The organism is Brachybacterium sp. (genome assembly GCF_036379615.1).
In the GTDB taxonomy this organism is placed as follows: Bacteria; Actinomycetota; Actinomycetes; order Actinomycetales; family Dermabacteraceae; genus Brachybacterium.
Window position 1 is genome coordinate 152,886 of the sequence record NZ_DASVGJ010000060.1, and the last position, 12,441, is coordinate 165,326.

Sequence of the window (12,441 nt, forward strand, 5' to 3'; positions counted from 1 at the left end):
TGATGAGCTCCGTCCCCCTCGCGCAGCGCGCCGGTGGCCCGGATCTCGCCCGCGGGCTCTCGCTGCTGGGCATCGCCCTGGCCAACATGGTGGGCTGGCTGCACGGGCGGGAGTGGACCGTGCTGCTGAAGCAGCGCGAGGGAACGGGCCTGGATCGCACGGTCGACGTGCTCATCGCCCTGCTGGCCGACAACCGTGGCTTCCCGCTGTTCGCGCTGCTGTTCGGCTACGGCATCGGGGTGCTGTACCGCCGGTCCCGGGAGCGCGGGGAGGACGCACGACGGTTCATCCTGCGGATGGGCCGACGCCATCTGGTGCTGCTCGGCATCGGCCTCGCCCACGCGATCCTGCTGTTCTCCGGGGACATCCTGGTCGCCTACGCCATCATCGGCATGGTCGTGGTGCTGCTGGTCCCCCGGCACCGCGTCGCGCTGCCGCTGGCCGGGGTGATCGCCCTGCCAGCGCTCGGGGTGTGGGGCTGGACGGACGGCGTCATCGCTCTGAGCGGGCAGAGCGGGTACGCCGAAGCCTCCGCCCCCAGCTATCTCGCCGGAGTCGGGATCCGCTCGGGAGGTGTCCTGCGTGAGCTCGCCCTCGCGGTCCTCTACGACGCGGCTCTGCTCGCCCCGATGGCGCTCGGTGCTCTGCTGGCGCGCATCCATCTGCTCGAACGGGTCGAGGCGCACCGTGACCTGCTGCTGCCGCTGGCCCGCTGGGGGCTGGGGATCGGCCTGCTCGGGGCGGTGCCCCTCGCCTCCGTGCTCGTGCTCGATCCCGGCCACGCCCACCTCGACAGCCCGACGCTGCTGGGCGTGCTGGGCCTGCTGCATCAGTACTCGGGCCTGGCCGGTGCGCTCGGCCTCGCCGCGGCCGCGGCCCTGCTGGCCGAGCGGGTGCGCGGCGGCGGGACCCGCCCGACGAGGGCAGCCGGCGCCGCCGTGCGCGGCATCAAGGCGCTGGGCACCGTCTCGCTGAGCGCCTACCTCGCCCAGTCGGTGCTGTACATGGCGCTGTTCCCGCCGTACACGCTCGACCTCGGCGCACGGCTCGGCAGCGCCGGCACGGCCGTCATCGTGGTCGCGGGCTGGCTGGCCATGATCCCGCTCGCATCTCTGCTGCACCGTCGGGGCCGTCGCGGACCGCTCGAGGTGCTGCTGCGGCGCCTGGCCGGCCCCACCACCGCGGATCCGCGCCGAGCGCGCCCCTCAGTCCCCACCCCGAAGGGATCCCGATCGTGACCGTCTTCGCCGACACCCCGCGCTGGCCCCGCCACGGACTGCTGTGGGGGCATCTGATCTCCGACACCTCGCTCGAGGAGCTGCACGAGGTCGCCGACCGGGCGGGCCTGCCCCCGCGCTCCTTCGACCTGGACCATTACGACTGGCCCACCTCCGCGCGGGACGCCCTGGCGGCGGTGGGCGTGAGGTTCGTGGCCGACGGGGAGCTCACCCGGATCCTCATCGCCTCCGGCCTGCGGATCAGGCTCCGGGACCGCGCGGCGGCCCGTGCCCGGCGCAGCGCCGAGCATGCCGCCTCGCTCGGTGTGGAGCCGGTGCCGCGGGACCTCATCGTCGGCCTGCGCGGCCATGTCGATCCGCTGCCCGACGAGCCCGGCGCGTTCCGGCTCACGCGGGACCACCCGGAGGGTGCCCCGCGGATCGAAGCGCATGACGCGGACGGCCGCCGCGCAGCCGCAGCGCTGCTGGCCCGGCTCGAGGACCTCGCTCGCGCTCGCACCGGGTCCGGCTTCGTGGGCCAGGTGATGGACGGCCCGACGCCGGCCCCCTGACGCTCACGGCTCCCCAGGGGTGGTCTCCTCGCCCAGGGCCCGGCGCTGATCGGGCTCGACCTGCTGCTCCGGGGTGATCTCGGTGCCCTGCAGCTCGACCCAGAAGGTGGCGCCCCCGCCCGTGGTCCCGGTCACCCCGATCTCGCCGCGGTGCTGCTGCACGATCGAGGCGGCGATCGAGAGGCCGAGCCCTGCCCCGCCGCCCTGGCTCGCCGAGCGCACCCGGGAGGAGTCGGTGCGGTAGAAGCGCTCGAACACCTTCTCGCGCTGGTCGTCGTCGATGCCCTCGCCGTGATCGCGGACCTCGATGCGCACGGTCTCTGCGGAGGTGTAGCCCACCGCGATCTCGACCGGGGAGCCCTTGGGGGTGTGTCGGCTGGCGTTGCCCACCAGGTTCAGGATCACCTGGCGCAGCGAGGCCTCATCGCCCAGCACCCCGATCGCGAGGTGCGGCTGCACCGACAGCGGGGTCCCGGACAGCGAGGTCACCATCACCTGACGCCCCGGATCCAGGGCCCGCAGGTCCTGGGCCGCGTCGAAGAGGGCATCGGTGAAGTCCACCGGTTCGAGATCCAGCTCCGGCTTCTCGTCCAGCCGGGCCAGTCGCAGCAGGTTCTCCACCAGGGAGCCCATCCGTCGGGACTCGTCCTCGATGCGCCGCATCGCGGAGGCGACGTCCTCGTCATGGGGCAGCGCCCCCATCCGGTACAGCTCGCCGAAGCCGCGGATCGCCGCCAGCGGGGTGCGCAGCTCGTGCGAGGCGTCGCCCACGAAGCGCCGCATCCTCGCCTCGGACCGCGTGGCCCTCTCCTCCGAGGCGGACTGGGCGGCGAAGGACTGCTCGATGCGCACCAGCATCTCGTTCAGGGACAGCGCGAGCTCCTGCACCTCGAGGCTGGTCTCCGTCACCGGGACACGGCGCGAGAGATCGCCGCCGGCGATCTGGGAGGCGGTGGATTCGACATCCCGCAGCGGCTCGAGCGCCCGATGGGTGACGTATCCGCCGAGCCCCATCCCCACCAGCACCACGAGCGTGCCGACCAGCACGATGATCAGTGCCATCTCGTGCATCGTGCGGTCCACCCCGGTCAGCGGGAGGGCGACGAAGACGCTGCCGCCCTCCGGGGCGGAGTTCACCATCGCGACCACGCGCCAGCGGTTCTCCGAGGAGTCCAGCACGGTGAAGGGCCGGCCGCCGCGCTGGAGGATCTGCTCGTCGGTGAGGTCGGGGAAGGGGAGGGTGACGTGCCCGGGCCCGTAGTGCACCACCGCGTTCTCGATCGTGCGGCCGTGTCGATCCCGGACCTCGACCGCGTACTCGACCGGGGTGTAGGTGCTGTTCTGGATCGCTGCGTCGTCCCCCGCCAGCTCATGCTGGGCCAGGCTCAGCATGTCGCCCATCCCGGACTGCAGGTTGTTGTCGACCGACTGGATCAGGGTGCGGTTCAGCAGGAACAGCGACAGGCTCCCGGTGACGACGGTGCCGAGCACCAGCAGCAGCGAGATGAGGGCGACGATCCGTGTCCACAGCGACACGGGCCGTTCTGCTCGCAGGCTCGGCAGGGCCAATCCTCAGGAGCCTTCGGGAGCGCGCAGCACGTAGCCGATGCCTCGCTTGGTGTGGATCATCGGGTCGCCGATCACGTCGATCTTGCGCCGCAGGTAGGAGATGTAGGACTCCACGATCCCCACCTCGCCGGACCAGTCGTAGTCCCAGACGTGATCGAGGATCTGCGTCTTGGAGACCACACGACCGGCGTTGAGCATCAGGTACCGCAGCAGCTTGAACTCGGTGGGGGACAGCTCGATGTTCACGTCCGCACGGTGGACCTCGTGCGAGTCCTCGTCCAGGCGCAGGTCCGCGACCACCAGGGCGCTGTCCACCGTGGACTCCGTCCCGCCGTGTGTGCGGCGCAGCACGGCGCGGATGCGGGCCACGACCTCCTCGAGGCTGAACGGCTTGGTGACATAGTCGTCGCCGCCGACGGTGAGGCCGGCGACCTTGTCCTGGGTCTCGTCCTTGGCGGTGAGGAAGAGGATCGGGTACTGCTCGCCCCGGTCGCGCAGGCGGCGGGTGACGGTGAAGCCGTCCATGTCCGGCAGCATCACGTCCAGCACCACCAGATCGGGCTGGTTCTCGGTGGCCTCCCGGATCGCCTCGTTGCCGGTCGAGGCGGTGAACACCTCGAAGCCGGCGAAGCGGAGCGAGGTGGCGAGCAGGTCGCGGATGTTGGGTTCGTCGTCGACGACGAGGAGTCGTGCCTCGAAGTCCTGTTCCTCATGCGAAGTCATGCGACCACCGTCCTCCTCGAGGTTGGGAATCTGCTGGACGTCTGCTGGACGGGTTCAGCGGGTGGCGCGGTGGATCCTCTCCTGCTGCTTGCGCAGCTTGCGGATCGTGAGGCTCATCTGGAGCATCCGCACCGACCCGACCAGCGCCATCACCAGAGCGCCGGCGATCGCGGCGAGCAGCATCGCCACCCCGAGCGGGAGATCGAACTGTGCGCCGAAGTACTGGAACCCGGCGGTCACGTTGTTCTGGATCACGAAGATGAGCAGCAGCACGAGGATGATCGCGCCGAGGATCAGGCCGATCCACATGCCGGCCGTCTTGCCGCCGCTCGAGGTGTCCGGGACGTCCGCGGCGGGGTCGTCCTTCCGGGGCCGGTCCGTCCCGCGCCGGTCCGTCATGTGCCCGTCGGGATCGCGCCGGTCGGCGTCGGTCCGGCCGACCTCGCCGGGAGCCGTCGTGCTGCGGCGGTCGGTCGCCGGGGTCTCGAGGCGCTCGCCCGCGCGCTTCGCGTCGTCGCCTGCGGTGGGACGGGTGGGATCGTCGGATGAGCTCATGTCGATCTCCTGAGGGGATGGCCGACGGTGCGGCGGGGAGGGGTGTGCAGCGCCCACTCTAGCCAGGGCGGTGCGGCTCGGCGCGGACCGGCCTCAGCGCTCGTCGGCCGGACGCTCCTGCTGCGTGAGCTCCTCGGCGTCCACGATCGTGTACGCATACCCCTGCTCGGCGAGGAAGCGCTGGCGATGCGCCGCGTAGTCCTGGTCCTGGGTGTCCCGCATGACCACGGTGTAGAAGTGGGCGCTGCGGCCGTCGGTCTTCGGCCGCAGCAGCCGACCCAGACGCTGCGCCTCCTCCTGGCGGGAGCCGAACGCGCCGCTCACCTGCACCGCGACCGAGGCCTCCGGCAGATCGATGGAGAAGTTCGCGACCTTGGAGACGACCAGCCGGTCGATGGTGCCGGCGCGGAAGGCGTCGAACAGCTCCTGGCGGCGCCTGACCGGCGTCTGGCCGGTGATGAGATCCGCGCCGAGCCGCTCCGCGATCTCCTCGAGCTGATCGATGTACTGGCCGATCACGAGCATCGGCTCGCCCTGATGGCGCTGCGTGATCTTCTGGACCACGTCGATCTTGGCGGGATGGGCGGCGCCCAGGCGGGGCCGGTCCGAGGCCTCCGCCATCGCATAGGCCATGCGGTCCGAGGCCGGCATGGTCGCGCGCACCTCCGTGCAGACGGCGGGCGCGATGTAGCCCTGGGCCTCGATGTCCTTCCACGGGGCGTCGTAGCGCTTGGGGCCGATCAGGGAGAACACCTCGCCCTCGCGGCCGTCCTCGCGCACCAGGGTGGCCGTCAGCCCCAGCCGGCGCCTGGCCTGCAGGTCCGCGGTCATGCGGAACACCGGGGCGGGCAGCAGGTGCACCTCGTCGTAGACGATCAGGCCCCAGTCCCGGGCGCTCATCAGCTCCAGGTGGGGATGGACCCCGCCGCGCTTCATGGTGAGCACCTGGTAGGTCGCGATCGTCACCGGGCGCACCTCCTTGGAGGCGCCGGAGTACTCGCCGATCTCCTCCTCGGTGAGCGTGGTGCGGGCCAGCAGCTCGGTCTTCCACTGCCGCGCCGAGACCGTCGAGGTCACCAGGATCAGCGTGGTGCGCTGCATCGCGGCCATCGCCCCGGCGCCGACGAGGGTCTTGCCCGCGCCGCAGGGCAGCACCACCACTCCGCTGCCGCCGTGGCGGAAGCCGTCGACCGCCTCCTGCTGGTAGGGCCGCAGGGACCAGCCGTCCTCGGCGAGCGTGATCGGGTGCGCCTCGCCGTCGACGTAGCCGGCGTGGTCCTCGGCGGGCCAGCCGAGCTTCAGCAGCGCCTGCTTGAGGGCGCCGCGCTCGGAGGGGTGGACGGCGACCGTCGACTCGTCGATCCGGGCGCCGAGCATGCCCTGGATCCGCTTGGCCCGGGAGACCTCCTCGAGCACCGGCCGGTCCAGGGCGTGCAGCACCAGGCCGTGGGTGGGGTCCGAGCGCAGCTGCAAGCGGCCATAGCGGTCCATGGTGTCCGCGACGTCGATCAGCAGGGAGTGGGGGACCGGATAGCGGGAGTGGTCCACCAGCGCGGCGACCACGCTCTCGGCGTCGTAGCCGGCGGCCCGGGCGTTCCACAGGCCCAGATCGGTGATGCGGTAGGTGTGCACGTGCTCCGGGGCGCGCTCGAGCTCCGCGAAGGCGGCGATCGCGATCCGCGCGGTCTGCGCGGCCGGGTGGTCGACCTCGAGCAGGAGGGACTTGTCGCTCTGGACGATGAGAGGGCCGTCGGTCATCCCCTCAGGCTACGTCCCCGCTCAGGCCTCGGCGGGCTCGACGAGCGCGTTCCCCGTCACCCGCTGGTGCACGCCGAGCACCAGCAGCTGCACGATCGGGATCACGGCGACAGCGAGGATCGGGAGGATCAGGGTCAGACAGATCGCGACGGCGAGCAGCGTGGTGACGATGACCGTCCCGATGTTCTTCCCCACGAGACGCGCGCTGGCGGAGATCGCCTCACCGAAGCCTGCGTTGCGGGCGGCCTCGACGGTGGCGAAGTAGAGCAGGAAGGAGACGGCGATCGCCGGGAGATGGAACACGAAGCTCACGCCCTGTCCGAGCTGGTTCAGGACGCTGCTGAGGAGCGCGACCACGAACGCCATGGCGATGGTGGTCCCGTTGCCGAGGAAGCCCTCCTTGATCGTCGGCCGACGGCCGGCGAGGACTGCGGTGCCGGCACGGAGGATGCCCGAGGCCCACAGGGCGCCGACGAGCGCCATGAGGACCGAGATGATCAGGCCGCCGACGGTGACCGCCGGCGCCTCGGCGCCGTATGCCGGGGCTCCGCCGGTGCGGTAGGAGGTCATCGCGACCATGACGCTGATGGACACGAAGACGATGATCCCTGCGATCATCACCGCGCCGTAGACCAGCGCCGGCACCAGGAAGGCGCCGAGGTTGCGGGTGAGGGCGCTCCAGGCCCAGCGGATGGCGGCGGCCACCGGGCCGCCGGCGATCATCGGGGCGTTCGGGGAGGAGGACGGGCCGCCCTCGCGGGGCGCAGCGAGCTCAGGCCCGGGCCGGCTCCGGCAGCTCGCGGCCGTTGAGCCGTTCGAACATGCCGAGCTCGAAGAGCAGCAGGAAGGGGACCAGGGCGAGGACGGTGACGACGAGCGATCCGGCGATCGAGCCGATGATGCCGATCACGAGGTAGGTCACGATCGAGTTCGCGAGGTTGTTCCTGACCAGCGAGACGCTCTGCCGGAGCGCGGCGACCGGGGAGGCCCCGCGGGCGGCGGCCGGGACCGCGAAGATCAGCAGCACGGAGGCGATGAGGCCCGGGATGTACAGCAGCAGCATGCCCACCAGCGTGATCGCTCCGACCAGGAGGGCGGTGAGGATGATGCGCAGCGGTCCCACGAAGGCCTGGCCGAGGCGCGGGCGACCTCCCTCGAGGACCACCTCGGCCGCGCGGGCGGACCCGGACTGCCACAGCAGGAAGAAGGGGGCGCTGAGCAGAGCCGCACCGTAGAAGATCGCGAGGAACAGCAGCGTCGCCTCCAGCGGGGGCTCCTCGGAGGGGCCCAGCTCGGCGAGCATCGGGAACATCGCGACGACGCCGCCCACGAAGCCGCCGACCAGGAGCACGGTGATGACGAGGCAGTAGACGAGGCCGACGACCAGGAAGGACACCCAGTTGCGCAGCAGGGCGCTGCCGGCGAACCGGAGGGCGGCACCGAGATCCGCGCCCAGATCCTGGCCGGGCCCGGGACGGGGCGGGGTCGCGCCGACGGGCCCTGGCATGCCGGAGCCGTCGGGAACAGGGGTGCCGTCGGGAACAGGGGCCGAAGCCGGGTACGGCGACGGGGGAACGGTCATCGGGAGGGCTCTCTCGTGGCGCGTGAGCCGGTGCGTGCCGGCGGTCCTGGGCTGTCCCGCCCACAGTACGTGCCCGGAACCGTGGGACGGTGTCGTCCCACAGGAGGTGAGCGGTGCGCCACGGCAAGGCTCGGCACTCCGACGCAGTGTCGGGCCGAGGTCCCTAAGATGGACGCCGAAGGACCGGGACGCCCAGCGCCGCCGACCACCCCGTCGGCCGCCGCGGTCCCGCCCGGCTCGACTGTCACCCGACCTGAGGAGAACACATGGCTAGCTTCGCTCCGTCCCCCGCCGATGTCGCGGACATCGGCGTCACCGGAATGGCGGTGATGGGCTCCAACCTGGCCCGCAACTTCGCCCGGAACGGCTTCAAGGTCGCGATCCACAACCGCTCCGTCCCCAAGACCGAGAAGGTCATCGCCGATCACGGCACGGACGGCGAGTTCTACCCCTCGGAGTCCATGGCCGACTTCGTCGCCTCGCTGCAGAAGCCGCGCGTCGCGATCATCATGGTCAAGGCCGGCAAGCCCACCGACGCCGTCATCGACGAGCTCGCCTCCCTCATGGAGGAGGGGGACATCATCGTCGACGCCGGCAATGCGCTGTTCGGCGACACCCGCCGCCGCGAGGCCGCGCTGCGCGAGAAGGGCCTGCACTTCGTGGGCTCCGGCGTCTCCGGTGGTGAGGAGGGCGCGCTGAACGGCCCCTCGATCATGCCCGGCGGCACCAAGGAGTCCTACGACCGCCTCGGCCCGATGTTCGAGAAGATCTCCGCCCATGTCGACGGCGTGCCCTGCTGCACCCACGTCGGCGCCGATGGTGCCGGCCACTTCGTGAAGATGGTCCACAACGGCATCGAGTACGCGGACATGCAGGTCATCTCCGAGGCGTACGACCTGATGTCGAAGGCCCTCGGCATGGACGCCCCGGCCATCGGCGACGTCTTCGCCGAGTGGAACAAGGGCGACCTGGAGTCCTTCCTCATCGAGATCACCGCGGAGGTGCTCCACCACACCGACGCCACCTCCGGCAAGCCGTTCGTGGACGTCATCCTCGACCGCGCCGCCCAGAAGGGCACCGGCGCCTGGACCGTCCAGACGGCCCTGGACCTCGGCGTCCCGGTCACCGGTATCGCCGAGGCGACCTTCGCCCGCTCCACCTCGGGCTCGACCCCGCAGCGCGAGGCCGGCCGCAAGGTCCTGCCGGCCGAGGCGCAGACCCTCGAGATCGCCGACCCGGCGCAGTTCATCGACGACCTCCAGAAGGCGCTCTACGCCGCGAAGCTGGTCTCGTACTCGCAGGGCTTCGACGAGATCGCCGCCGGTGCGGAGGAGTTCGGCTGGGACATCGACCTGGGTGCGATGGCTCGGATCTGGCGCGGCGGCTGCATCATCCGCGCCCGCTTCCTCAACCGCATCACGGAGGCCTACGAGCGCGACGCGAAGCTCCCGCTGCTGCTGGCGGACGAGTACTTCACCACCGAGATCGCCAAGTGCATCCCGGCCTGGCGTCGGATCGTGGCCTTCGCCGCCTCGAGCGGCTACCCGGTCCCGGTGTTCTCCTCGACCCTGTCTTACTACGACGCGGTCCGCGCCGAGCGCCTCCCGGCCGCCCTGGTCCAGGCGCAGCGCGACTACTTCGGTGCGCACACCTACCAGCGCGTCGACGCCGAGGGCACCTTCCACGTGGAGTGGAGCGAGGACCGCCGCGAGACCACGCAGGACTGATCGCTCAGGGCGGGGTGCTCGCCCGCACCCCGCCCCGCGGACGACGAAGGCCCCGGACCAGCAGGTCCGGGGCCTTCGCCGTCTGGAGCGGCTCGTCACATACCGCTGGACGCGGCGACGCCGATGAGCACTGCGTAGAGGATGCCGACGATCACGTACAGCACGACGACGACGATCGTGATGATCATGGCGATCTTGGTGAACTTCTTCGCCGTCTCCGGCTCCTGGTCCGCCTTGAGGTAGCCGAGCAGGCCGAACACGCCGGCGATGACGCCACCGCAGATGAAGCCGACGATCGTCCAGATCAGTGCCTTCTTCTTGATGGCCTCGATGTCGTGGCCCGAGGTGGGTACGGTCATGGGAATCCCCTTCTTCCTGATGATCGAGCTCCGAGGGCGCTGGTGCCCCCGAACCCAGGTCGGGTGTTCTCGTGTGTCCGGTCCTGGCGTGCCGAATCATATCCCGATCCAGGGGGATCCACGCCATGGGGAGCACTCCCCATGACCGATGTGCATCAAGAGGTCAGCCCAGCGTCACCCGGTGGACCAGCACGGTGAACTCCTCGTCGCCCGCGGCGTCGCGGGCGCGCAGCCGCCCGCCCTCGAGGGAGAGGGGAAGGGCCCGCTTGACCACCACGCCTCCGCGACCGTCGACGATCCCCAGCGGGATCTCCTCGCCACGGGCGATCGCGTCGAGCAGGCGGTCGGTGACGGAGAGGTCGGCCCCGCCCTCCTCGGCGGCGCGCAGTCGAGCGACGGCCTCGGCGGCGGGTACGCGCAGCTCCGGCCCGTCGATGGTGACCAGGTCGGGCTCCACGGGACCGCCGCGCAGCGCATGGGTGAGCTCCTCCGCGACTGGCTTCCCGTCGGCTCCCACCGCCTGCGGGGACAGCCCGGCCAGGCGGGCGGTCTGGAGGGCGAAGCCGGGATCGGTGAGGGTGACGGCGACGGTGGGGGCCAGGCGGTGCAGGCCCAGAGCGGCCGCCTCGGGGGCGGCCTGCAGCAGATCGAGGACCTCGGCCTCGGCAGTCAGCACGGTGGTGGCACGGGAGACCTGGACCCGGCCGTGGCGTCGCTGCTCATCCCGCAGCAGATAGGTGAGCGACTGCGGGACGGGGGAGCGGGAGACCTCCGCCAGCAGGGACAGCAGCGCTTCGCCGTCACGTCCGTCGGCCAGGGCGCGGCGCACCGAGGCCGCGGTGAAGCGCAGGGTGAGCGCCCCGCCGCGGGAGACCGGCTCCGTCCAGTCCAGCAGCACCAGCAGGCGCTCCGCGGGCCGGCCGGGGATCACCACCGTGAGGTCCGCATCCAGCAGCACCTCCTGGACCGGTGGCGGGGCGGCCGCCTCGAGCGCGGCCGCGAGACGGTCATCGGCACTGGTGACATCCTCGTCCAGGGCGAGCACCAGCTCCTGGCCGAGCACGCTGAGAGCCCCGCCGTCGAGCACTCCCAGCACCTCGCCCTCGGCGAGCAGCGCGGAGGTCTCCTCCTGGATCACCTCCGCCGGGACCAGGGGAAACGCCCAGGCGAGCGCCGCAGCGAGGGAGTCCTCGGTGGCGTCGACGGAGGGGGAGGTGCGCAGCACGCGCAGCAGGCTGCCGCGGCGGGTGCGCACCCCGTCCCGGCGGGTGAGGTCCGAGAGCAGGGAACGGCCGGCGCCGGAGGAGTCCGGGGTGCCGACCACCGCGGCCAGGTGGTGCCCGCGCGCCCAGGCGAGGACGAGCTCCGCCCAGCGTCTCTCCGCGGGCAGCCGACGATGCGAGTCCCAGTCCCGGGTGGGGCGCCACTCCTGGCCGTCGTGCCCGATCAGCCCCGCCTGCCAGGCGGACTGCAGCACGGTCGCCAGGGAGATCACGGGGGTGCCGGCACGGTCGGCCATCCGCCGCAGATCCCGCTGGGGCAGCCCGCCGCGGCGCAGCACCCCGGGCGGGTCCTCGTCGAACCCCCGGACGGTGCCCAGCAGGCGCAGCGCCTCGAAGGCGCGCTCGACCGCCTGGGCGGTGCGCGAGCCGGGGATCCGCTCGGTGCGGTCGGGACCGGTGGGGAGCGGCCGCTGGGCCGCGTGGCTCCGCCGCACCCGTCCATCGCGCAGGGCGAGGTGGAGCGGGCGGGGGAGGTGCAGCGCCTCGCCGTCGGCCACCACGATCCCGGCGTCCAGCAGCTCCGCGGCGAGCCGGCCGGTGCCGGTGACCGTCGCGGGCCCCCAGGTGAGCGCCTCGAGCGCCTCCGCATGCGTGCGGCGGGCTCGCTCCACACGGCGGGCGGACTCCTCGGCCGACGGGTCCTCGGGGGAGGGTGCGGCCAGGCCCGCCGGGGTGCGCAGCCCGTCCCGCAGCGGACGGATCAGGGACATCTCGTCCTCGCCCCACACCAGGGCGAGGGTGATCAGACGTTCGAGCGCCGGAGCGATCGTGGCCGGGTCGGAGGAGACGGCGGCCGCCAGCTGAGCGGGGGAGCTGCGATCCTCGAGCACCGCGAGGGCCTCCACGAGGTGCAGCTCGGGCAGGGTCAGCGCCTCCAGGGCCCGCCGGGCGGAGGTGGCACCGCCGGCGCGGGCCGCGAGCGGTCCGATCCCGCGGGGCAGGGGCGAGGCGAGGTCCGGTCGGGCGACGAACAGGGCCTCGAGCCGGTCGTCGCCGAACCGTCGCAGGGAGTCCGCGAGGGACCGGATCACAGCGGTCATGATGCCTTCCAGCATAGGGTGATCCGCTGTGAGGTCCCGGAGCGCATCCGCCCCGC

Annotated in this window: 11 protein-coding genes; 3 read left to right on the forward strand and 8 right to left on the reverse strand. The window is 71.9% G+C overall.

What is annotated here, in order from left to right; translation table 11 throughout:
- Window positions 1–2: 2 nt before the first annotated feature.
- Both VF289_RS12120 and VF289_RS12125 read left to right on the forward strand, forming a co-directional pair.
- The gene (locus VF289_RS12120; protein WP_330884145.1) at window positions 3–1,238 is read left to right on the forward strand and encodes a DUF418 domain-containing protein; all 1,236 of its coding nucleotides are present in this window, start codon (window positions 3–5) and stop codon (window positions 1,236–1,238) included.
- The gene (locus VF289_RS12125; protein WP_330884146.1) at window positions 1,235–1,789 is read left to right on the forward strand and encodes a DUF4031 domain-containing protein; all 555 of its coding nucleotides are present in this window, start codon (window positions 1,235–1,237) and stop codon (window positions 1,787–1,789) included. Before VF289_RS12120 ends, VF289_RS12125 begins: the two co-directional genes overlap by 4 nt.
- 3 nt (window positions 1,790–1,792) lie before the next feature.
- Here VF289_RS12125 and VF289_RS12130 read toward each other — a convergent pair whose 3' ends face one another.
- The 6 genes from VF289_RS12130 to VF289_RS12155 all read right to left on the reverse strand — a co-directional run bounded on the left by VF289_RS12130 (window position 1,793) and on the right by VF289_RS12155 (window position 7,976).
- On the reverse strand, window positions 1,793–3,325 hold the full coding sequence (locus VF289_RS12130; protein WP_330884147.1) for a HAMP domain-containing sensor histidine kinase: 1,533 nt from the start codon (window positions 3,323–3,325) through the stop codon (window positions 1,793–1,795).
- Window positions 3,326–3,361: 36 nt separating this feature from the next.
- Window positions 3,362–4,081 (reverse strand): response regulator transcription factor, encoded by a 720-nt coding sequence (locus VF289_RS12135; RefSeq protein ID WP_330884148.1) that lies wholly within the window; start codon window positions 4,079–4,081, stop codon window positions 3,362–3,364.
- Window positions 4,082–4,135: 54 nt separating this feature from the next.
- Window positions 4,136–4,636 (reverse strand): LapA family protein, encoded by a 501-nt coding sequence (locus tag VF289_RS12140; RefSeq protein ID WP_330884149.1) that lies wholly within the window; start codon window positions 4,634–4,636, stop codon window positions 4,136–4,138.
- Window positions 4,637–4,729: 93 nt separating this feature from the next.
- On the reverse strand, window positions 4,730–6,394 hold the full coding sequence (locus VF289_RS12145) for a DNA repair helicase XPB (protein WP_330884150.1): 1,665 nt from the start codon (window positions 6,392–6,394) through the stop codon (window positions 4,730–4,732).
- 21 nt (window positions 6,395–6,415) lie between these two features.
- Entirely contained in the window at window positions 6,416–7,099 is a 684-nt protein-coding gene (locus tag VF289_RS12150; protein ID WP_330884151.1) for a hypothetical protein, read from the reverse strand.
- A gap of 67 nt (window positions 7,100–7,166) precedes the next feature.
- Window positions 7,167–7,976: a hypothetical protein gene (locus VF289_RS12155; RefSeq protein ID WP_330884152.1), complete on the reverse strand. Its 810-nt coding sequence runs from the start codon at window positions 7,974–7,976 to the stop codon at window positions 7,167–7,169.
- Window positions 7,977–8,242: 266 nt separating this feature from the next.
- Here VF289_RS12155 and gndA point away from each other — a divergent pair, with 266 nt between their 5' ends.
- Complete coding sequence (gene gndA / locus VF289_RS12160; protein ID WP_330884153.1) at window positions 8,243–9,703, forward strand: NADP-dependent phosphogluconate dehydrogenase; 1,461 nt, start codon at window positions 8,243–8,245, stop codon at window positions 9,701–9,703.
- Between the two features lie 95 nt (window positions 9,704–9,798).
- On the opposite strand, the gene VF289_RS12165 is transcribed toward gndA, so the two are convergent.
- Complete coding sequence (locus VF289_RS12165; RefSeq protein ID WP_330884154.1) at window positions 9,799–10,062, reverse strand: hypothetical protein; 264 nt, start codon at window positions 10,060–10,062, stop codon at window positions 9,799–9,801.
- Window positions 10,063–10,225: 163 nt separating this feature from the next.
- Window positions 10,226–12,385: a helicase-associated domain-containing protein gene (locus VF289_RS12170; protein ID WP_330884155.1), complete on the reverse strand. Its 2,160-nt coding sequence runs from the start codon at window positions 12,383–12,385 to the stop codon at window positions 10,226–10,228.
- Between the last annotated feature and the right edge of the window lie 56 nt (window positions 12,386–12,441).